Here is a 21,278-nt window from a genome sequence, read left to right as displayed (position 1 = left end):
TTGCCGGACAGCACCCGCCACATCATCCGGGTGGCCACGGCGGTCATCGCCACCGTGCCGCCGAGGATGTACAGGCGACGCAGGCCGATCATGCGCGGCGAAGTGCGATGGCGCCGGACTTTCAGCGTGCCTTCGCGCAGCGTCTGTTCGGGCATCACCAGCGGTGCTTCGGCCGGCAGCAGGGCCCAGCCCGCGTCAGGACCGGCCGTGACCGGTTCCGCGTCGATGGTTTCACTCCCCATGGCCGCCTACTCCCTGCAGGCCGCAGGACCGGCCGTCCCGGCCGGGCTGCATGCACCAAGGTTCCTGGCACGCATTCCCGGCGTCCGCACTTGTCCTGTCTGCCACGGCGTCATGCCGCGCAGTCGATGTCTGTCACTACCGGAACCCACACGATCTCCAACGGGGCGGAATCGAAAAATGCGGCTCAGTCTATGGCCCCGAATGTAAGCCGGGTGCGAAGGGCTACGCCGGTAAATCTCCCCATTCAGCAATCAGCAGGCGAACCGCATCACGCAGCCGGGGGATGTCGATTCATCCCGGGAAGTACTGGATCGTAACAAACGAGAACGGTTATCATTCCGTTAACCAGGCAGGTCGCCGCGCTTCGCGCACCGGACCCACCCAGCTGCGCCGGACCTACCGCGCGCCCGACGACCCAGGGAAGGGGTGGCTGCCTGCTGTCTGCGTGCGCCTGCTGCTTCCATCGGGTCTCTCCTCTCCCTTGGAAGCCGTCATGTCCCCTCTTCGTTCCGCGCGCCCGTCGCGCACCCGCCTGGCCAGCGCCCTGGCCGTCGCCTGCCTGCTGACCCTGCCCGCCCTCGCCGCCGCTGAAGCCAGCGCCGATGCCTCGACCAAGGACCTGGATACCGTGGTGGTCACCGCCTCGGGCAACCAGCAGTGGATCAAGGATGCCCCAGCCAGCATCAGCGTGATCAGCCGCGAAGACATCGAACGCCAGCCGGTGCACGACCTGGCCACCCTGCTCAGCCGCATTCCGGGCGTGACCGGTGGGCTCAGCGCCGCCGGTGAGCAGTCCAAGATCAAGCTGCGCGGCATGCCGTCCAACTACACGCTGGTGCTGGTGGACGGCAAGCGCATGGGCAGCTCGGCCTCGACCAACTATCGCCCCGACCTGGGCCGCCAGGACCTGAACTGGATTTCTCCCGACCAGATCGAGCGCATCGAAGTGGTGCGCGGCCCGATGTCCTCGCTGTATGGCTCGGACGCGATGGGCGGGGTGATCAACATCATCACCAAGCGCATCGGTGACAGCTGGAACGGCAGCGCCACCCACAGCTACACCCGGCCGCAGGATGGCGACCGTGGCGACACCCAGCAGATCGGCGCGACCTTCTCCGGCCCGCTGGGCGAGCGCTTCGGCCTGCGCATCGGTGCCAACAGCATGCGCCGCGAGTCGGACCGCTCCAACGGCGGCGTGTATGGCAACGCCTATGCCGGCGAGAAGGACCGCAATGTCGACGCGCTGCTGCAGTGGAAACTGAGCGAGGCACAGGAAGTGTCGCTGGAAGCGGGCCACGGCGTGCAGCAGGCCTTCATCGCCCAGGCGCTGGAAAAGCAGGACGAAGGCGCATGGGGTGCCAGTGAACTCAAGCGCAGTTCGCTGGCGTTGAACCATGACGGCAAGTGGGATTTCGGTACCTCCAAGCTCAGCGCGTACTGGACCGAGTACAAGAACGACATCGGCGCCACCGGTCGCTCCGAGGCAACCGATACGATCATCGAAGGCAGCCTGAGCACCCCCTTCACCCTGGGCGTGGACCACCAGTTCGCGGTGGGCGGCCAATGGAAGCGCCAGGAGCTGACCAACACCGACACCATCGGCCAGGCACCGATCGACTACACAGGCAAACCGGTGGTCGGCTCCAGCCTGGAAGTGGACACCTGGGCGCTGTTCGTCGAAGACGAGCTGAAGCTGCACCGCACCCTGGCCCTGACCCTGGGCGCGCGCCTGGACCACCATGAACAGTTCGGCAGCCATGTCAGTCCACGTGCCTACCTGGTCTGGCACCCGAGCGAGCAGTGGACGATCCGTGGCGGCGTCTCCAAGGGCTTCCGCGCGCCGAGCCTGACCGAGAATTCGCCCAGCGCGGCGACCCAGTCCGGCGGCCGCGGCTGCACCTCGCTGATCCCGCTGGGCTATACCCGCGGCGGTTGCTACATGGCCGGCAACCCCGACCTCGACCCGGAAACCAGCACCAACCGTGAGATCGGCGTCAGCTTCGACAACGATCTGGTCGACGCCGGCCTGACCTACTTCCATACCGACTTCAAGAACAAGATCGAGTATGAAGCGCTGGGCAAGTTCAACGGCTATTGGTGGACGCGCATGAGCAACGTGCAGCGCGCGCGCACCAGCGGCATGGAAGGCAACCTCAACTTCCGCTTCGGCGATCACTGGCGCTGGCGCACCTCGGCGACCTGGATGAAGGAAGCCAAGAATCTGACCACCGGCCGCAACCTGATCGACACCCCGGAGTTCTCAGGCTATTCGTCGTTGGACTGGACGCCGAACACGGTGTTTTCCAGCAGCCTGTCGGCGCAGTACACCGGCAAGCAGACCGGCGTGGTCAGCACCTTCCTGAAGGCCTACACGCTGTATGACCTGACCGCTGCCTGGAACGTCAACGAGGTGCTGACCCTGCGTGGTGGCGTCAGCAATCTGGCCGACAAGAAGCTGTACGCCGACGGCTCCACCGACTACTTCGTCGCCGGCCGCAGCTACTTCCTCAGCATGACCGCGCGCTTCTGATGCGCACTGCGATCGCGCTGGCAACAGGCCAGCGCGATCGTGGCGGCTTTTTCAGGTTCAGTCGTTTTCCAGAACAGCCGGTGCAGCGTCGCGGCTGGCCGCGATGCGTGCACGGTCCATCGCCACCGCCAGTTGCTGGCGGGCGAGCAGTTGTTGTGCCTGCACCACTTCGGGTGTCGGCAGGAGCACCGGTCCGGGTGCGTTTTCCGGTGTAGCTGGTGTGGTCATGCAACCTCCATGGACATACCGCCGCTACCCGTGAACAGCCGGGGTGGCAGCGGAACTGCGCACCCTATCCTAAAAACAAGGCGGATGGGTGACGGTGCGGCGCTGGGACGCAAGCCCTTCGCCGTAGGAACGTCACATTTTTGACGCTCCAAGCTGGTTTGCTGAATGTGACTCACTTATCATGAAAACGTTTTCCTAACAGGGAAGTCCCTACTCACATGAATACCGTCGACCTCACCCGCTTCAGCCCGAAGTGGCAGTTCCGCTTCAATTTCTTCCAGCAGCACGGTGCTCCCAAGGAGCCCGGCTTCAAGCAGGCCTGGAAGGCGCTGTCCTTCGGCGACCGCCTGAAGATCAACCTCAACTTCTTCGCCTTCTTCTTCGGCGCGATCTATCTGTTCATCCTGGGCATGTGGCGCAAGGCGCTGGTGGTGATCGGCATCAACATCGTGCTGATCGCGGTCAGCCTGGTGCTGCCGGACATCGTCGCGCGTGCGCTGTTCATCGCAATGAACTTCCTGGTGGCGTCGAGCACCAACTACAGCTATTACCTGGAACAGGTGAAGGGCAACACCAGCTGGAACCCCTTCGAAGGCATGTTCTAAGCAGCTGCGTTCGCCGGGCAGGGTCCGGCGGCGCCAGTTGGTTTGAAGTTGCATGGACGCCCGGCCTTGGCCGGGCGTCTTCGTTCACGGCCCTGATCAGGCAGCGCGCAACGTGGCCGTCGGGCGAGTGTCGGCCTGCAGGCGGAAGCGTGACACCGCCACCGCCAGCTGCTCGGCCTGTTCTTCCATCGCCCGTGCCGCCGCCGTGGCTTCTTCCACCAGCGCAGCATTCTGCTGGGTGGTCTCGTCCATCTGCACCACGGTCTGGTTGACCTGTTCGATACCGGCCGACTGTTCGCGCGAGGCGGCCGAGATCTCGGCCATGATCTCGTTGACCCGGCCGACCTGGCCGACGACCTCCTGCATCGTGCGGCCGGCGCCATGCACCAGCTGCGCACCGGCACCGACATGGCCGACCGAGGCGTCGATCAGCTCCTTGATCTCCTTTGCCGCGCCCGCCGAGCGCTGCGCCAGCGCGCGCACTTCACTGGCAACCACCGCGAAGCCACGGCCCTGTTCACCCGCACGCGCCGCTTCCACCGCTGCGTTCAAGGCGAGGATGTTGGTCTGGAAGGCGATGCCATCGATCACCGAGATGATCTCGGCGATGCGCTGCGACGAGGTCTCGATCTGCTCCATGGTCTGCACCACCTGGCTGACCACCTGCCCGCCTTCGCTGGCAACGCCTGCGGCCGAGGCCGCCAGCTTGTTGGCCTGCAGGGCATGATCGGCGTTCTGGCGCACGGTGGAGGTGAGTTCCTCCATGGACGCGGCGGTTTCTTCCAGGTTGGCCGCCTGCTGCTCGGTGCGGCGTGACAGGTCGCTGTTGCCCGACGCGATCTCACCTGCAGCCAGGCGGATGCTGGAGGCAGACTGCTGGATCTGGCCGACGATCTGGGTCAACTGCTGCACGGTGCTGTTGGCATCATCGCGCATCACCGCGAACACCCCGTGGAAGTCCCCCTCCATCCGAGTACTCAGGTCACCGGCGGCGATGGCGCGCAGCAGCGTCGACAGCGCGGCCAGGTTGTGGTCACTGACCTGCATCATGGTGTTCAGGGTTTCCACCATGCGGCGGAAATCATGCTCGAAGCGCTGCACATCGCCGCGCACGCCGAAATCACCGGCCGCTGCTGCTGCAGCCAGCTGCTGGATCTGCTCGTTGATCGCCGCCAGGTTGCTCTTGGTGGTTGCCATGGCAGCGGTGAATACCGCCTTTTCGCCCGGTAGTGCGTCCATGTCCACGCTCAGGTCGCCCACCGCATAGCGCTGCATCACTTCGACCAGGCGTTGGGTGACTGCATTGCTGTCGGCCACCAGCTGGTTGCTGTCGGCCACCATGCGACCGTATTCGCCCGGGAACACCGAAGCATCCATGCGGTAGCTGATTTCACCGGCATCATGGCGACGCGCCATCTCCGCCTGAGCGGCCATCACCGCCTGCAGCTGGCCACGCATGCCCTGCATCGCGTCCAGCAACCGGCCCACTTCATCGTTGCCCAGCGCCGGCATGGCGGTGTCCAGCTTGCCCGCAGCCACGTCGCCAGCGATGCGCACTGCCTGTGCCAGCGGTCGCACGGCCAAGCGCTGCAGCAGCAGGTAGACACCGCCGCTGAGCACCAGCGCGGCCACCACACCCACCAGCAGGATGATCCACAGCAGCTCGCGGGCCTGCGCGATGATCACCGCGTGCGGCACCACCACGCCCAGCGCGAAACGCTGCGGCGCGTCCCCCACCTGCAACGGCACGTACAGGCGCACGTTGCCGGCAGCGTCGGGCTCGAACGCTTCATACGTCTTGTCGGCGGCGATCTGCGCCAGCATGCCGACGGTAGCGGCATCGGTACGCGGCTTGCCGATCTCGGCAGCGTTGGCCGAGGCCAGCACCACGCCCTTCGGCGACAGCAGTTCGACACGGCCGGCGCCCATCGGCGTCAACGTGGCCAGGTGCTTCTGCAGCGCGTCCAGCGAGAAGTCGACAGTGAAGACACCGAGGAAGGTGCCGTTCTCGACAATCGGCGTGCTCAGGGTGCTCATCAGCACCTGCTTGCCGCCGATATCGTAGGCATACGGCTCGCTGACCAGCGGCAGCTTGTCGCGGCTGGGCACCATGTACCAGTTGCCCGAGCCGCTGGGCGTTTCGGTGTAATCGGTCATCGTCGACTGCTGCGGCTTGCCGTCCTGCCAGGCCCAGTAGCTCATGTAACGGCCGGTGGCGTCGTGCGCCTCGCTGTTGACGAACTCGGCATCCTTGCCATCGAAGGCATTGGCCTCCCACATGGTGCTCTTGCCCAGCCATTCCGGGTGCGCGTGCAGCTGCTCGCCGATGACGTTGGCCAGGCTGGCGCGATCAGGCGCATCACCGCGCGCACGCTGAGCAAGCACGGTTTCCACCATCGCATCGTTGCTGGCGAAGGCCGTGCCCAGGTCGGCAGCCACCTGGCGCGCCTCGGCGCGGGCTTCGCTGGCCATGGTCTGCCGCGAGGACGACACCAGCGCCGAACTGGCCTGGTGATAGATCAGGAGCGCGGTCGCGCCAAAGCACAGCAACGCGATCACCGCGGTGCCCAGCATCAGCTTGTGGGCGATGCTGCCGGGGCGGCGGGCAGCGACGGAACGGGAAGAAGACATGGGAGGATCCGCAGGCAGTTCAGGTCGACCGGTGCCACCAGGGCACCGCGCAGATGCGCGATCCATCGCGCGGGCCGCCTGCCCTGCCGGATCGGAACCCGGCGCAGGAAAGCGCGCACCGGGTTAGCGGCCATGGCCGGGCGAGGTTGAGGCCCACCGCACGCACAAACCTGAACCTGCTCAGCTGCGGCCGTCGACAGCGGGGCGTGCTACTCGGCTACTCGGCTACTCGGCCACGCGGTCGCGGATCCACTCCGCACGGGGCAGGACCTCGATGCTGCCTGCGGCGTACTGCTGCAGGACGTCCTCGGGACCGAAACGCGGCTGCCAGCCCAGCGCTGCGCGCATCCGGCTGCTGTCATAGACCCGGTCGATGCTGAGCGGCAACGGCCAGCCACGGCGCTCGAACTCGGCCAGCAACTGCGGTGCGCGGCGCGCCAGCACCTGGCGCGGATCGGCCGCCAGCTGCAGGCAGTCCTCGCGCCGGAACGGCGTAGGGGCACAGGCGAGGTAGCGCTGGAAGGGTGCGCCTTCATCGTGAAGCAGCGCGGCATGCGCGCTGGCCACATCGCGTGCGTCGATACCGCGGTGCAGGCGGAACATCGCCATGCGGTCAGGCGGCTCAGGGAAGCAGCGCGCCATCCGCAGCACGCGCACGGTGAACGATGTGCTGGCCGCCGCTTCAGCAGCCGCTTCCGCCTGCAGCTTGGTGCGGTGGTAGATCGTACGCGGCAACGGCTCGGTGTCCTCGTCGATCCAACGGCAGCCACCGGACACCACGGCATGGCCATACAACGCCGTAGTACTAGTCAGCACAAAGCGCTGCACGCCAGCCTCGCGCGCCAGCTGCAGCAGGTTCGCGGTGGCCTCCACGTTGATCTGCTGGAACACCGCGTCGGGTACCAGGCCCACATGGGGTGCGTGCAGTGCCGCGGTGTGGATCACGGCATCGACCCCCTGCACGGCGCGTTCCAGCGCCCGGCGATCAGTGACATCGGCAATCACGCGCGTGGTGGCGAAGGGACTGCGATCCAGCCCCACCACCTCATTGGCACCCGCCAGCGCACCGAAGATCGCGCGCCCTATCCGCCCGGAACTTCCGGTCAACAGAATCTTCATTGAATCCATTCACTCGACAGCGCCCGGGACCTACCGGGATGCCTTGATTCTAGGCAAGCCCGATGGCATCGGCGATAGGAATCGATGACATTCTGCATGCCATCGCCGTCGAGTCGGCGGCGCTTGACCGGGCAACAGGAACTCACGCCTCCGAGCGGGCCGACACCAGCCGCAGGAAAGCTTCGTTCTGGTAGCGGCTCATGCGCAGCTGCTGGCCGTTCTCCAGGGTGAGTACGTGATGGCCATTGAACCAGGGGTGGATCGTCCTGACCCGCGCGATGTTGACGATGGCCGAGCGATGCACCCGGGCGAAATGCCTGGGATCAAGCCGTTCAGCCAGGCTGTTCATGGTTTCGCGAAGCTCATGCACGCGATCGGCAAGATGCAGCTGCACCGTATTGCGATTGGCGCGGATCCAGAGGATGTCCTGCACCGCCAGCAGCAGCACTGCCTCGCCATCACGTACGGCGATACGCTGCAGATGATCCTCGCGCCTGCGCAGCACATCCAGCGCCTGCAGCAGGCGCGTGTTGTCGGCCGCATTGGCGGCCTGGGCCAGCCGGGACTTCGCGCGCAGCAACGTGGCCGCGAACCGCTCGCGACTGAAGGGCTTGACGAGGTAATCCAGCGCGTTGGCCTCGAATGCACGTACCGCATACTGCTCGTACGCGGTGACGAATACCGTGGCCGGCATCCGCGCGGCGCCGATGGTGGCCAGCACGTCCAGACCGGTGATGCCAGGCATCTGCACATCCAGGAACACCAGGTCCGGCGACTGCGCGCGGATGGCTGCCACGGCAGACACTCCGTCACCGCACTCGGCCACGCTGTCGATGTCTGCATCGCCGTGCAGCAGGCGCGTCACCGCGCGCCGGGCGATCGGTTCGTCGTCCACCACAAGCACACTCAGGCTCATGTGGCACTACCGTGCACGACAAACTCGGGAGCGTCATCGGCATCGTCCAGCATCCGCAGTGGCAACCGCACCCGGCAGGCCACACCCTGCGGCCAGAGCAGGTCCAGGCGTACCTCGGCCGCATCGCCATACAGCTCGCGCAGGCGCAGCCGCGTATTGGACAGGCCGATACCATGGCCACCTGGCGCCCCGGGCTGCTGCAGCGTGCTGTTCTGGTTGCGCACCTCGATGCACAGCATGTCACCGTCGCGGCGGCCCTCGATCTCGATGTTGTCTTCGCCAAGGTTGCGGCCGATGCCATGGCGCAGCGCGTTTTCCACCAGCGGTTGCAGGATCAGGCTTGGAACCGCGCCATCAAGCAGTTCCGGTGCAACGTAGATGCGACTGTGCAGGCGATCCTTGAAGCGCGTGCGCTGGATGCCCAGATACAGCTCGATCAACTCCAGTTCCTGGCGCAGGCTGATTTCCTGGCCATCGTAGTCTTCCAGAAACGCACGCAGCAGCTCGCTCAGACGCAGCAGCATGTCTTCGGCACTGGCCTTGTCTTCATCCAGCAGGGTGATGATTGCATGCAGCGTATTGAACAGGAAATGCGGCTGCAGCTGCGACTTCAATGCCAGCAGCCGCGACTGCGCCAGCTCGGTCGCCAGCCTGCTTGCCTCGACCTCGCGGCGCACCTTTTCCTGCTGGAAATGCAGTGCCTGCTGGATCGCGAACAGGGCCCAGTAGGTCAGCAGGCCCATCGCGAAATGCTGGGCAATGAAATACCACAGCTGCTCGCCAAAGCTGCTGGGCTCGAACCAGGTGGACACCAGGGCTCCCACCACCATCGCCAGCCCGGTTACTCCCGCGCTGGCCAGCAGCTGCATGCTCATACCGGCCAGCCTTCGCTCGGGCCGCAGCGGGTAGCGTTCGCCCAGGGCGAACACCAGCGGCGCCAGCGCCGCCCAGGTGAACCACTGGATCATCGACCAGCGCAGGTAGACCTCGAACGGGAATGACTGGCCCTGCAGGCTGTGGCTCAACACCCTCTGCAGGGTGAAGGCCAAGGCGACCGCCAGCCACAGCAGCAGGTAACGCAGCACGTCGATCTGGGTATGGCCAAGGCGGATCTTCATTGCATGCGTCCCGGTGCCCGGAGCGGGCCAGCGCCATCTTAGGCACAGCGTGGCCGGCAATGAAGGGCGGCGATGGCCGATTGCGATTGGTCCCGCTGCCGCGACGATTCGTCCCGGATCGATTGCAGGCGCGTGGCCTCCACCGCCAGATGGCGATGTCCCCAACGGAGATCGCCCATGCACCTGTCCCGCGCTCTGCTCGCTGCCAGCCTGTTCTGCATTGCCGCCAGCACACCCGCTGCGCCGCTGCACTACCTGACCCTGATCAACCGTGCCCATGCACCTGCCACGTCGGTGGAAGTCACGGCGAGTGAAACCGACGCATTCCACGCCCTGGCATTGGCTGGGCCCATCGCGGGAGGTGGCGGCCAAGCGACCGTGGCACTGCGCGGAACCGGCTGCCGCGTCGATCTGCGCATCACCTTCAATGATGGGCGCCGCATCCTGTACAGCAATACCGATGTCTGCCGCGGTGATCGGCTGCTTATCTCGGCGCTTCCTGCGCGGTAACCGGTTGTCAAACGCATGCGCAGGGCATGTGAGTCCAATGGGGCCGACGTCCACCTGCCGTTAGCCCCCGATGTGGAGCATGAAGCCGTCGCTGATGGCGGCATCCCATTCCACCTCCGGAGACCGGCAATGGCCAACTCACGCAGTGGCAGCAGCAATCGGGGCTTTGCCTCGATGGACGAGGACAAACAGCGCGCGATCGCGTCGAAAGGCGGACGCGCCGCCCACGCATCCGGCAATGCGCACCAGTTCAGCCCGGCCGAGGCCCAGGTGGCGGGCCGAAAGGGCGGTGAAGCGATCAGCCAGGATCGCCAGCACATGGCCGCGATCGGGCGTGAAGGCGGCCATGCACGGCATGCCAGTACCCGTCAGCAACAGCAGCTGCAACGGCAGGAAACGCCCGGCAAACCTGGCAACGGCCAACAAGGCTGAGTTGTTGCGGTCACTGCACCACGTAGCGGCGGTGCAGGCCGAAGGCTGTCAGCACCGCCAGCGCACCGGCCAGCGCCATTGCCCAGCCGAACCCACTGGCCATCGCCGCGCGGTAGTAGCCCAGCAGGTACGGTGAACTGGATGCCATCGCAGGTTCGAAGATGAGCAGCCGCGCTTGCTGCGCCACCTGCAGTTGGCCGGCGGCGTGGGCTGCTGCAGTGAGATGCTGTACGGCGCGCTGGCTCATCACGCTGCCAAGCAGCGCGATGCCTACGCTCATCCCCGCCTGGCGAAGTGCATTCATCGTGGCCGACGCGATACCCGCGCGTTCCTGCGGCACGTGGCCCATCACGGCCATGCCCGTGGCGGGCACCGCCAGCCCCATGCCGGCCCCCAGCAGCAACAGCAGGAGCGTTGCATGTGCGCGCGTGCTGCTGGCATCAAGGCCTGGCATCGCACACAGGGCAATGCCGGCCAGCGCGTAGCCGGTCACCAGCGCTGCCGGCAAGCCAATCCGACCGACAATGCGGCCAAACAGCAGCGAAATCCCCCCCATCATCAGGAACTGTGGCACCAGTTGCAGCCCCGCGGCGGCGGCGCTGCCGCCCTGCACCTGCTGGAAGAACAGCGACAGGAAAAACAGGCTAGCGTAGGCGCTGAAGCCCAGCACGAAGGACGCGACGTTGAGCAGGCGGAAGCGATGATCGGCCAACAGGTCCAGCGGCAGCAGCGGGCGCGCGACCCGTCGTTCCACACAGCCGAAGGCCACCAGGCCGGCGACGGCAACGGCCAGCGCCAGTACGGTCCGAGGCGCCGCCAACCCCTGCTCGCCGATGCCGATCAGTCCGTAGCTCAGCGCCGCCAACGCCACGATGCTCAGCAGTTGTCCCGCCGGATCCAGCGCAGCATGCTGCGGGTGCCTTCGCTCGGGAATGCCCCAGGCGCCAAGCGCGATCGCCAGCAACCCCAGTGGCAGGTTGATCAGGAAGATGCTCGGCCATCCTGCACGCTCCACCAGCACACCGCCCAGCAGCGGCCCCAGCACCAGCGCCAAGGCACTGAAGGCCGACCAGCCGCCGATCACCTTTGCCCGCTGCCGGGGATCGGGAAAGGCATGGCTGAGGATCGGCATGGCGCTGGGAATCAACAGTGCACCCGCTACTCCCTGAATCGCGCGCCCCATCACCAGCACCTGCAGACTGCCCGCGCAGGCACATACCAGCGAGCCGGCGATGAAGGTCGCGACGCTGACCAGCCACACCCGCCGCTGGCCATGTCGATCGCCCAATGGACCGGCCGAAAGCATGAACGCCGACAGTGCGATCGCGTAGGCGTTGATGACCCATTGCAGCCCGGCGATGTCGGTCCGCAGTGCGGTCTGCAGTGTCGGCAGTGCGACGTTGACGATGCTGATGTCCAACGAAGCCAAGAAGGTGCCGAGATAGGCCGCCAGCACCAAGGCTGGGCGTCGAAAGCGTTGCATGCCGGAAAACCCAGAAAGAACATCGACGCATACACTAGCCACTGACTGACCGCCGGTCAATGACTGGCGGTCAGTCAATGCTGTCCGCGCCTTAGAATGGCGCCCACCCTCTTCCAGTCCGGATTGCCGCCGATGATTCCGCCGCACGCGTCAGCCAAGCCCCGCACCAAGCCTGCAGAGATCCGCCTGGAGGAGTTGATGGACGCCGCTGAAGCACTGTTCCTGTCGCGCGGCGCGGAAGCGACCACAATCAGCGACATCGTGGCTGCAGCCGACGTCGCCAAGGGAACGTTCTATACGTACTTCGCGTCCAAGGGCGAAATCCTGCAGGCGCTGGCCAAGCGCTATACCGAACGCTTCCTGGCTGAAGTGGAACTGGCAGTCGAGCAGCATCCGGCCACCGCCGGCGAGGCCCGTCTGCGCGCCTGGATCGAGGCCAATATCCGTATCTATGCGCGCACGCATGCGCTGCATGACGTGGTCTACGCCAACCATCATCATCACGAACGCGGCAACGCCGACCGCAACGCCATCCAGCAGCAGTTGTCGGCAATCCTCGACAGCGGTATCGAGGCAGGGCTGTGGTCGTTGCCCGCGCCACGGGTCACCGCCTCGCTGATCTACGCCGGCGTGCATGGCGCCACGGATGATCTGATCGCTGCACCCGAACAGTCACCCGAGGTGTTCATCGCTGCGGTGGTCGCCGATTGCCTGCGCATGGTCGGCATTGCGGCGGTACCTGCGAAAAAGCGCCGCTGAGTCGGGTACGCGCTGGCTAGACGTGGGCGAGGATGTTCAACAGGCGACCGAACGGGTCGCGCACGTAGAAGCGACGCACGCCCCATGGCTCTTCGGCCGGGCCATATTCAAGGGCGATGTTCGCGTGTCGCAGGCGTTCGAGCACGCCATCCAGGTCGTCCACCTCGATCGAAAGATCCGGCACCGGCGTACCCGATCCGCCTTCGCTGGCGACGCTGAGCTGTGCCAGTGCTGTGCCCTGCCCGCCGTAGGTGACGATCCAGCCGTGGTCCATCACGATGTCCATGCCAAGGATGTCGCCGTAGAACGCAGCCGCCTGCGCGGGATCGGCACTGGCGATGTTGGCGACGACGCGTTTTACAGCCATGTGGCGGCTCCAAGCGATCACGACCGCGGTCCACGTGCTGCGGCCGGGTGGAAAGGGGCCCATGGATCGGGCCCCCCAATGCGAACGGTATGCAGGCCTCAGACGGCGCCGCACCTGTCCATGACACAGCGATCGTATTCGAACTGGCATTCCATGGCATCAGCGCCGCCGGCCACGCAGGCCTGGTAGGCCTTCCAGCACGGCAGGTCACACGGCTGCACCGGACCGGCCACCGCCACTGAGCCGGTACACGCAAGTGCAAACACTGCAGCAACGATCACTTTCCTGATGGCTCGCATCGATATCACTCCCTGATAGGCCTGGTGACTCCAGGCCGCATCACCCTACCCGCGTGTGCGGGAGAGAAAGTGAAAGCGCCGGTTCAGCCTGCCAGCAGCTGCAGATGGCGCAGCTGCGCGCGCAGCTCCGCGATGTCGTGCCACGGCAGTATCGGTGAGTTTCCGCGCTCATCGGGAGGGTTGCCGGGAAGACCATCCGACCAGCCACCAGCGCCCACCAGCGGCAGCAACGGGCGCTTGTGCAACCAGGCCAGACACACCTCGGAAATTGTGCCTGCGCGCCCGCCGATGACGATGCAGGCATCGCCGGCCAAGGCCATGATCAGGTTGCGGGCATCGCCCATGCCGCAGGGCACCACCACCGTTGCCGGCCAGTCCGCTGCGGGCATGCTGCCTTCCGGAATCACACTCAGCACCGTGCCACCGGCTGCGACTGCATGCTCGGCTGCCACCCGCGTGGCCGGGCTGCCGCAGCCGCTGACGAGGGTGATTCCACTTTCGGCGAGGAATCTCCCCGCCTGTGCAGCGAGGTCGAACGCCAGTGAACCGGGATCGGCACTACCAAGGATCGCGATCTGGGGCTTGCGGAAGGATGGTGTCATGGAGCGACCTGGGCAATGGCAAGGAAAGCAGGGAGGCAGAGTCGATCCACACAGCGCGCTCGATTGCCCGAGGCGGGACAGTATCACGCTCATCCATCCCTTTCTGATGCTGGCTGCTCACTCCACGACCGTCGCAGCATCACCAGACCAACCAGGCTCAACGATGGCAGCAGCAACCCATAAGCCACCAGCGGCCAGACCGTGTCGCCCGGCAGCAGCAGGGTCGCGAGCGTGCCAAGCGTGGCCACGATCAGGCTCTGCACGGCGTAGTACAGCGCCACCGCCGTACCGGAGGCATCGGCGAAATCGCGCAATGCACCGTTGGCGGCCACCGCCACCACCATCACGATGCCGATGGCGACCAGCCACATCGGCAGCACGACACTGGCAAATATCGGCGGCAGCATCGCCGCCATCGCCATGACCAGCACGCCGCCGATGATCACCATCAATCCACGCAGGAAGCTGCCACCAATGCCCCATCGCCCGATGAACCACGCAGCGAAGCGGGAGGTGACGATCATCACCAGCGCAACCGTCGCGAAAGCCAGGCTGAATCCCATCGGCGAATAGCCTGCGCGCCCCATCAGCACACGCGGGGCAATCGAGAAGAACACGAAGAACGTGCCCATCGCCGCACTGAATCCCAGTGCGTGGACCCAGAACCCGGCATTGCCGAGGATGCGCGCGAAGGCTGGCGATGCGTTGCCGTGCTGCGGTGGCCGCGTCTCCTGCCAGGCCCGACATGCACGCACACCCGCCAGCAGCCCCAGCACACCCAGCGCGACGAAGATGGCCCGCCAGCCCAGTGCGTAGGCGATCAACGCGCCGAGGATCGGGCCGAGTGCTGGCACGAATGCCAGCATCGAGGCGAACAGACCATAGAGCGTGGCACCCTCGGCCGTATCGGCATACACGTCGCGCACCGTCGCGAAGGTGGCGACCAAGGCCGCCGACGCACCGATCGCCTGCACGCCGCGCCAGGCCACGAACGCCGCGCCACCACTACACGCGGCCAGCGCGAACGACGCCAGCGCGAACAGCAACGCGCCCATCAGCAGCACAGGCCGTCGCCCGATCCGGTCCGACAGTGGGCCGAAGATCAGCTGGCCCAGCCCGAGTACGAGCATGTACAGACTCAGCGTCAACTGGATGATGGCAGGCGATGTGCCGAGTGCATCCGGCATGGCCGATACAACAGGCAGGTAGATATCCATGGCCAGTGAGGCCAGGAGGTCGAAGGGAGCCATCAACGCGATGGCACCCGGCAGGGAATGGGCCCAGCGAAGGGCCTTTCGATCAGACATGGGGAAACATCCGCTCAGGAGGGAATCCGGCGGTGATCAACCCAGTGCGTGGAAATCGCAGGTAAAGACCACCGCAACAACGTGCGTATCGTTGTTGCGGCTCAGCGGACTGTCTGCGGACCGTTCCCGTTGTTCATCTGATGATCCGGTGGAAGATCGAATGCGGCCAGTGTAGCAAGGCCATTGCGGGGTAACCGGCAACGGCGTCCGGCACGGCGTCAGGGCACGGGCAGCATGTCGATGCGTCTGGAGGGCGTGCAACGCACCTGCTCGATGAGACGACGCACCACCGGCGATGTTTCCTGTTCACGGTACAGCGCAGCGATGGTCGAGGCGATGACCGGCCCGGCGATCGGCAGATACACCACGCCCGGCAGCAACAGTGTCCGCTGCAGTACCGATGGCACGATCGCCACCGCCCCATCACCCACCGAGACCTGGGCAAGTACGGCGGCAAGATGGCCGGGACGGGAGCGGATGTCCGGCACGAATCCGCCACGGCGGGCGACTTCCAGCGTGCCTGCGGGCTGCTCCGGCATGATGAACGCCTCCTTTGCCAGCAGCTCCGGCTGCACCGGCAACGCCGCGCGAGCCAGCGCGTGCGATGCCGGCAACGCTACGCAGAACTGGTCTTCGATCAGGATGTGCGAACCGAGCGCATCTGGAACCTCCATCGGAAGGCGGCAGAACACCATATCGATACGACTGTCCAGCAGCAGGTCCGGCAGGTCGGCCATCGGCCATTCACCCACCTGCAGGGCGACATCGGGCGAGGCGCTGCGGAACCGCTGCAACTGCTCCTGCAGTGCGCCCGCATGAACCGCCGAACCCACGTAGCCGATCTCGATCCTGCCGATCTCGCCGCGACCGGCGCGGCGGCCCACGGCCTCTGCCTGCTCGAACTGGCGCAGCACGTTGCGCGCTTCGGCCAGGAAGATCGCGCCGGCCGAGGTCAGCGTGACCTCGCGTCGACTCCGATCAAACAAGGGCGTACCCAAGCGACGCTCGATCTCCTGGATCTGCACGCTCAGCGTCGGCGTGGCGATGCCCAGGCGCAGCGCGGCGCGTCCGAAATGCAGCTCCTCGGCCAGTGCGACGTAGTACTGCAGATGTCGACGGTCCATGCGCGCCTGATCGTTAGCTTTGACCTAACGTACTTCAAGAACACGGGCAATGAAACAAACGATCGAAGCTGCTTGAATGGGCATTCTTCTCCCACCTGAGTACCTGGTGCCCCTCTCCCCTCCCCGCCGCAGGCCGCCCAACTGGATCCTGATCATCGCCTCGCTCGGCTGCACGATGACAGTGCTGGAAACCAACGCCGTGGCCGTCGCGCTACCGACCATCGCGCGGGATCTACAGGCTGACTTCGCCGACATCGAATGGGTGATCAGCTGCTACATCCTGTCCTTCACCTCACTGCTTCTCCCCGCCGGTGCCATCGCCGACCGTCATGGTCGCAGGCGCGTGCTGCTGATCGGCATCGCACTGTTCGCCATCTCATCGCTGACCTGTGCGTTGGCACCCACGGCCAGCGCCCTGTATCTGGCCCGTGCGTTCCAGGGCGTGGGTGCAGCCTTCCTGCTGGCGCCGTCACTGTCGGTGATCGGCCACGAGTTCCATGAGGGCAAGCAACGCGACGATGCCTGGGCCTTCTGGGGCACGGCAATGGGCATGATGATGGTGCTCTCGCCGTTGATCGGCGGACTGTTGTCCTCGCTGTGGGGATGGCGATCGGTGTTCATCGCGATCCTGCCCTTCCTCGCCTTCCTGGCCTACGGTGCGGTCCGCTGGGTACCCGACTCCGCCGACACGGTGGTACGCCCACTCGATCCACCCGGCATCATCACCTTCAGCCTGGCGATCTTCGGCATCGTGTTCTTCCTCGTGGAAGGGCTCGCGCAGGGATGGACATCGGTGGTGGCGCTGGCCGGCCTGGGCCTGGGCATCGCGATGGGTACGTTGTTTGCCTGCATCGAACTCAAGCGTCGGCATCCGATGGTCGACCTGCGGCTGCTTGCAAGCCCGCGTTTCGTCGGTGCACTCATCGCCATGATCGGCTACGCGGTCAGCGCGCAGGTGATGGCCTCGATGCTGCCGCAGTACCTGCAGAACGGCGTCGGCCTGAGTGCGCTGGCCACGGGTGCAGGCATGCTGCCGTTCGCCGCAGCAATGCTGCTGTTCCCAAGCGTTGGCAGGCGCCTGGGCCGACGGTTCTCGAGTGAGATGGTGCTGGCCATAGGCCTGTCGGTCACTGCCGCCGGCAACGCGCTGGCCGGTATCGGGGCGTGGCACCACATGCCGACGATGGCCCTGCTGGCCATGGTCATCATCGGCGCAGGCGGTGGCATCCTCAACGGCGAAACCTCCAAGGCCATCATCGGCTCGGCACCCCGGGATCGCGCAGGCATGGCCTCGGGCATCAGCGCCACGACGCGCTTCGTCGGCATCCTGCTGGGCTTCACGGTTCTCTCCAGTGCCTTGACCGTCGGCATCCGCGCCGGACTGTCAGCCCGTGTTCCCGCAGACGACGTCATGCGCCTGGCCGACAGCATCGCCACGGGTGCGCTGACCAAGGGAGCCCCGGTCGATCTCGCACGGGCGATCTACAGCCAAGGGTTTGCCGCATCCCTGTGGACCGCCGCCGTTGCAGCGACGCTGGCCAGCCTGGCCGTTGCCCTGCTCAGGAAACGCGCCTGAGCGCAGATGACAGACGCAGAAACGGCCAGGGCAGCACGAAGCTGCCCTGGCCGTGGCGATGCGGGGGACGATCGCCAGATGCGATCAGGCGGCCTTCATCGCATGTTTGCGAGCGCGCATCACCGAATGACATTCCTGCACTTCCGGCAGCCACTGGGTCACTTCCTGGCGCACTGCCGGCGGCAGGTCGTTGTCCTTCAGCACGTCGTTGAACGCGCCCAGGAGGCGATCCTCGGACTCTTCAAGTTCAGCCACGTAGCCGTAATTGGTGTCACCGAAGGCAGCGCGCACCTTGCCGTAGAACTGCTGCATGGAACCGACCATGGTGCCGTGCTCGGCCGGCTTGCCACCGGTGGCGGCCACCGAGCTGCTCAGGGAGGACACGATGCGGCCCTTCACCCCGGCGATGCGGACGAACAATGCCGACAGCTCGGCGTCCTTCACCTTGGTTGCGGCTTCCTCGTAGAAGGACTTGCCATCACGTGCGATCTCGATCAGGTCGTTGAGGCGATGCTCGATGGTGGACTGGGTGCTCATGTGTAGTCTCCTCGTTGGGGAAAGGACAACAGTGGTATCCGTTGCCTGCCAAACCAGATTGGCCGAACGCGCGTGGTTCGCGGGTGAGCACCGATTGATGCGGTGATCATGCTGCCCAACGGCGCCCCACCCACTCACGCGGGCGACGCGGCGTCTTCACCGCATCTGAATCCTGGCAATGACCTGCACGGTCATCCGCACCGCATGTCTAGTCCACCGCTACCCGCACTACATGGCTGATGCCCCGATGGAACATCTTCGCGTACGGACAGACCCGCTCGGTGTTGCGCACCAGTTCGGCTGCACGTATCGGGTCCATGCCAGGCAGGCACACCACGATCTCGGCCGACAGCAGGTACAGGCCGTCCACGGGATCTCGCGCGAACGTCACCGCTACGTCGATGCTCGGCTCGACCAGTTCCATTCCCGCACGCGCAGCCACCAGCACCATCGCACCGTGGAAGCAGCCGGCGTAGCCCGCCGCCAGCAACTGCTCGGGATTGGTACCGCCACCGGGTCCACCCAGCTCAGCAGGCAACCGCAGGTCCACCGACAGCGCACCGTCATCGGACCGCACCACGCCCGACGCACGGCCGTGCTGTGCCACGCCACCACTGATCCGCACCCGTCCGGTATACAGCGGGCGCACCTCATCACCGTGGTACTTGTCGAGCACACTGTGCGGAGGCGGTTTCAGCCCGGTCATCGCAGGTTCCTGCTGTCAGCGTCCACCGCCGATCAGGCCGGCTGGCCCTGTGCCAGCCCGGACTGCTGCAACCAGCGCTCGAAGCCGATCGTGCCGAGCCATGCCTGGCCCACCGGCACCAGCGTGTCCTGCTGCAGCTGCGCACCGAAGTAGCGCGCCTGGGCATCGCCAACCACTTCACGCGCGTCACCGGTTGCCTGCAGGAAGCGCTGCGCCAGCACCGCCATCGATTCGCGCTCCGGGCCGGCGATCTCCACCACGCCATTGGCTGGTGCCTGCTGCGCGATGCGCGCAACCGCATCGGCCACATCCTCGGCGGCGATCGGCTGCACCGCAGCGGTCGGCAGCTGCAGGGTCTGGCCGTCACCGGCGGCCTGGAGGATGCCCGGCAGGAACTCGAAGAACTGCGTCGAGTGGATGATCGTGTACGCCAGGCCCGAATCGCGGATCAGGCGTTCCTGGGCGATCTTGCCGCGGAAATAGCCGCTGGCCGCCAGCTTGTCGGTACCCACCACCGACAGCGCGACATGATGGCGTACGCCTGCCTGCGCCGCAGCCGCCAGGATGTTGTGGCCGGCCGTCACGAAGAACGACAGCACCGCCGCATCTTCGAACGAGGGCGAGTTGGCCAGGTCGACCACCACCTCGGTGCCCGCCATCGCAGCGGCCAGGCCCTCGCCGCTCAGCACATCGATACCGGTGGAGGGTGCAGCGACGACGACCTCATGGCCGGCCGCATGCAGGCGATCGACCACCTTGCTGCCGATGCGGCCGGTGCCACCGATGACGAGGATCTTCATGACAGGTCTCCTGGAGCGTGGAAGGTGCGGATGTGGCTGCATGCTAGGAACGCATTGGCCGGCGCAGTAGATCCGCAGCGGGCCACGCACTGTTGCCGCATCGGCACCAATGCGGTCATGCCCATGCCGGGGCCGAATCGCGCTGCGCTGCCGCCTGCTGCCGCGCTTCCCAGTGCGAGAACACATCCAGATCCAGCGCGCGTATGCGCTGGGTGCTGAAATCGATGAACGCGCGGATCCGCTTGGGCAGCTGGCGTCGGCTGAGATAGCACAGGTAGTGGCCACGATCGTGAGGCGCGTAGCGGTCCAGGCAGGTCACTGCAGCGCCTGAGCGCAGCGCATCACTTACCTGGTAGCTGGGCAACTGGGCGACCCCAAGCCCGTCGATCACGGCCTGCAGGACAAGATCGGCGTCATTGAACACCACCTCCGCCGGCGGCTGCAGATTCACATCCTGGCCGTCCACACGGAAGTCCCAGCGCTGCAGGCGCCCACCAGGCAGGCGTCGACCGATGCAGGCATGCGTGGACAATGCTTCGATGGTGTCTGCCAGGCCATGTGCCTGCACATACGCGGGCGACGCACAGACCACCAGCTGCATCGGCACCAGCTGCTTGGCGATCACCTGGCTGTCTTCCAGCACGCCATCGCGGAACGCTACATCGATGCGATCGGCGGCCAGGTCCGGTGCCTGCTCGTCCAGCAGCAGCTCCACAGAGACCTGTGGATACTCCGCGCGGAACGCAGACAGCAGCGGCGCGATCACCCGGCGTCCGAAGCCATGGGTCGCACTGATCCGCAGATGCCCGCGCGGCGGTCCTTCGCGCAGGTCGCGCATTTCATCCAGCGCCTGCAGGATGCTGGCAACGCCCGGGCTGCAGCCCTCCAGGAACAGCTCGCCTTCGCGGGTGAGTGTTGTCGAGCGCGTGGTGCGCAGGAACAGGCGAACGCCCAGTTGTCCCTCCAGCTTCTGCACGCTGCGGCTGACGGCCGAACGACCGATGCCAAGGCGATCACCGGCGCGGGCGAAGCTCCCCTCGGCGGCTACCGCGATGAATGCCAGAACCCCGGCATAGCTGGCGGAGAAGGACGCAGTGAGGGAATCGCGGCCGTCGCTGGCCAGACAGGACTGCGGCATGACATTCATGGTGTTCCAGGCTCCTGGAAGTCGCGTCGGGCAAGCAGGTGGGCGCGTGCATGGGCCAGTCGCTGGCGGCATGCCGGCAGCTCCAGCCCCAGCAGTGGCGCGATGTCCTCAAAGCCCGCGCCCAGCACGTCATGCAGCAACAGCACGGCCCGCATGTCCGGTGGCAGTTCGTGCAATGCGACAAGGAAGGCCTGCCAGACCCGCTCACTGGCGGGACAGGCTGCTGCGCGGTTCGGGGC

The 21,278-nt window shown here is 65.8% G+C and carries 22 protein-coding genes and 1 pseudogene; 6 read left to right on the top strand and 17 right to left on the bottom strand.

Annotated features, from left to right (window positions below; genetic code table 11):
* A pseudogene (locus DBR20_RS23680) lies at positions 1-242 on the bottom strand (glucan biosynthesis glucosyltransferase H); the annotation flags it as partial.
* A gap of 494 nt (positions 243-736) precedes the next feature.
* Between DBR20_RS23680 and DBR20_RS21425 the strand changes: the two are divergent.
* Positions 737-2,773, top strand: coding sequence for a TonB-dependent receptor (locus DBR20_RS21425; RefSeq protein ID WP_108268328.1), 2,037 nt, complete (start codon positions 737-739; stop codon positions 2,771-2,773).
* A 57-nt stretch (positions 2,774-2,830) separates the two neighbouring features.
* Here DBR20_RS21425 and DBR20_RS22255 read toward each other — a convergent pair whose 3' ends face one another.
* A complete protein-coding gene (locus DBR20_RS22255) occupies positions 2,831-3,001 on the bottom strand; it encodes a hypothetical protein (protein ID WP_162887695.1) in 171 nt (56 codons plus the stop codon).
* A gap of 218 nt (positions 3,002-3,219) precedes the next feature.
* Here DBR20_RS22255 and DBR20_RS21420 point away from each other — a divergent pair, with 218 nt between their 5' ends.
* Positions 3,220-3,606 carry a DUF2628 domain-containing protein gene (locus DBR20_RS21420; RefSeq protein WP_025879013.1) on the top strand — a complete coding sequence of 129 codons (387 nt, stop codon included), beginning with the start codon at positions 3,220-3,222 and terminating at the stop codon, positions 3,604-3,606.
* A 96-nt stretch (positions 3,607-3,702) separates the two neighbouring features.
* On the opposite strand, the gene DBR20_RS23780 is transcribed toward DBR20_RS21420, so the two are convergent.
* The 4 genes from DBR20_RS23780 to DBR20_RS21400 all read right to left on the bottom strand — a co-directional run bounded on the left by DBR20_RS23780 (position 3,703) and on the right by DBR20_RS21400 (position 9,390).
* Positions 3,703-6,237, bottom strand: a complete 2,535-nt coding sequence (locus tag DBR20_RS23780; RefSeq protein ID WP_108268326.1) for a methyl-accepting chemotaxis protein — start codon at positions 6,235-6,237, stop codon at positions 3,703-3,705.
* Positions 6,238-6,462: 225 nt separating this feature from the next.
* The gene (locus DBR20_RS21410; RefSeq protein ID WP_108268324.1) at positions 6,463-7,356 is read right to left on the bottom strand and encodes an NAD(P)-dependent oxidoreductase; all 894 of its coding nucleotides are present in this window, start codon (positions 7,354-7,356) and stop codon (positions 6,463-6,465) included.
* Between the two features lie 142 nt (positions 7,357-7,498).
* Positions 7,499-8,272 carry a response regulator gene (locus DBR20_RS21405; RefSeq protein WP_108268322.1) on the bottom strand — a complete coding sequence of 258 codons (774 nt, stop codon included), beginning with the start codon at positions 8,270-8,272 and terminating at the stop codon, positions 7,499-7,501.
* Positions 8,269-9,390, bottom strand: coding sequence for a histidine kinase (locus DBR20_RS21400; RefSeq protein WP_108268320.1), 1,122 nt, complete (start codon positions 9,388-9,390; stop codon positions 8,269-8,271). The genes DBR20_RS21405 and DBR20_RS21400 overlap by 4 nt, the downstream gene beginning before the upstream one ends.
* 177 nt (positions 9,391-9,567) lie before the next feature.
* On the opposite strand from DBR20_RS21400, the gene DBR20_RS21395 reads away from it, so the two are divergent.
* Positions 9,568-9,900, top strand: coding sequence for a hypothetical protein (locus tag DBR20_RS21395; protein WP_108268318.1), 333 nt, complete (start codon positions 9,568-9,570; stop codon positions 9,898-9,900).
* 129 nt (positions 9,901-10,029) lie between these two features.
* On the top strand, positions 10,030-10,332 hold the full coding sequence (locus tag DBR20_RS21390) for a KGG domain-containing protein (protein ID WP_108268316.1): 303 nt from the start codon (positions 10,030-10,032) through the stop codon (positions 10,330-10,332).
* A 10-nt stretch (positions 10,333-10,342) separates the two neighbouring features.
* Here the strand turns inward: DBR20_RS21390 and DBR20_RS21385 are convergent, their stop codons facing one another.
* Complete coding sequence (locus DBR20_RS21385) at positions 10,343-11,815, bottom strand: DHA2 family efflux MFS transporter permease subunit (protein ID WP_108268314.1); 1,473 nt, start codon at positions 11,813-11,815, stop codon at positions 10,343-10,345.
* Between the two features lie 198 nt (positions 11,816-12,013).
* Between DBR20_RS21385 and DBR20_RS21380 the strand changes: the two genes are divergently transcribed.
* Positions 12,014-12,574 (top strand): TetR/AcrR family transcriptional regulator, encoded by a 561-nt coding sequence (locus tag DBR20_RS21380; RefSeq protein WP_108268334.1) that lies wholly within the window; start codon positions 12,014-12,016, stop codon positions 12,572-12,574.
* 16 nt (positions 12,575-12,590) lie between these two features.
* On the opposite strand, the gene DBR20_RS21375 is transcribed toward DBR20_RS21380, so the two are convergent.
* The 5 genes from DBR20_RS21375 to DBR20_RS21355 all read right to left on the bottom strand — a co-directional run bounded on the left by DBR20_RS21375 (position 12,591) and on the right by DBR20_RS21355 (position 16,273).
* Positions 12,591-12,941 (bottom strand): VOC family protein, encoded by a 351-nt coding sequence (locus DBR20_RS21375; RefSeq protein ID WP_108268312.1) that lies wholly within the window; start codon positions 12,939-12,941, stop codon positions 12,591-12,593.
* Between the two features lie 98 nt (positions 12,942-13,039).
* A complete protein-coding gene (locus DBR20_RS23775; protein ID WP_108268310.1) occupies positions 13,040-13,240 on the bottom strand; it encodes a hypothetical protein in 201 nt (66 codons plus the stop codon).
* A gap of 83 nt (positions 13,241-13,323) precedes the next feature.
* The gene (locus DBR20_RS21365; protein ID WP_108268308.1) at positions 13,324-13,842 is read right to left on the bottom strand and encodes a Rossmann fold nucleotide-binding protein; all 519 of its coding nucleotides are present in this window, start codon (positions 13,840-13,842) and stop codon (positions 13,324-13,326) included.
* Between the two features lie 89 nt (positions 13,843-13,931).
* Positions 13,932-15,149, bottom strand: a complete 1,218-nt coding sequence (cml, locus tag DBR20_RS21360; protein WP_108268306.1) for a CmlA/FloR family chloramphenicol efflux MFS transporter — start codon at positions 15,147-15,149, stop codon at positions 13,932-13,934.
* Between the two features lie 218 nt (positions 15,150-15,367).
* A complete protein-coding gene (locus DBR20_RS21355) occupies positions 15,368-16,273 on the bottom strand; it encodes a LysR substrate-binding domain-containing protein (protein ID WP_108268304.1) in 906 nt (301 codons plus the stop codon).
* 106 nt (positions 16,274-16,379) lie between these two features.
* Here DBR20_RS21355 and DBR20_RS21350 point away from each other — a divergent pair, with 106 nt between their 5' ends.
* A complete protein-coding gene (locus DBR20_RS21350) occupies positions 16,380-17,849 on the top strand; it encodes an MFS transporter (RefSeq protein ID WP_258223466.1) in 1,470 nt (489 codons plus the stop codon).
* Between the two features lie 84 nt (positions 17,850-17,933).
* On the opposite strand, the gene DBR20_RS21345 is transcribed toward DBR20_RS21350, so the two are convergent.
* The 5 genes from DBR20_RS21345 to DBR20_RS21325 all read right to left on the bottom strand — a co-directional run.
* Entirely contained in the window at positions 17,934-18,386 is a 453-nt protein-coding gene (locus DBR20_RS21345) for a PA2169 family four-helix-bundle protein (protein WP_089237109.1), read from the bottom strand.
* A 208-nt stretch (positions 18,387-18,594) separates the two neighbouring features.
* Positions 18,595-19,092, bottom strand: coding sequence for an Ohr family peroxiredoxin (locus DBR20_RS21340; RefSeq protein WP_108268300.1), 498 nt, complete (start codon positions 19,090-19,092; stop codon positions 18,595-18,597).
* A 32-nt stretch (positions 19,093-19,124) separates the two neighbouring features.
* Positions 19,125-19,892 carry an SDR family oxidoreductase gene (locus DBR20_RS21335; RefSeq protein WP_108268298.1) on the bottom strand — a complete coding sequence of 256 codons (768 nt, stop codon included), beginning with the start codon at positions 19,890-19,892 and terminating at the stop codon, positions 19,125-19,127.
* Positions 19,893-20,007: 115 nt separating this feature from the next.
* Positions 20,008-21,039: a LysR family transcriptional regulator gene (locus tag DBR20_RS21330; RefSeq protein WP_258223465.1), complete on the bottom strand. Its 1,032-nt coding sequence runs from the start codon at positions 21,037-21,039 to the stop codon at positions 20,008-20,010.
* Positions 21,036-21,278, bottom strand: a 243-nt coding sequence (locus DBR20_RS21325; protein ID WP_108268296.1) for a sigma factor-like helix-turn-helix DNA-binding protein, incomplete at its 5' end; no start/stop codon positions are given. The genes DBR20_RS21325 and DBR20_RS21330, both read right to left, overlap by 4 nt.

Source organism: Stenotrophomonas sp. HMWF023, from assembly GCF_003060985.1.
Classification (GTDB): Bacteria; Pseudomonadota; Gammaproteobacteria; order Xanthomonadales; family Xanthomonadaceae; genus Stenotrophomonas; species Stenotrophomonas lactitubi.
Note: the sequence above shows the minus strand (reverse complement) of the source record. Positions and strands in the feature narration are given on the sequence as shown.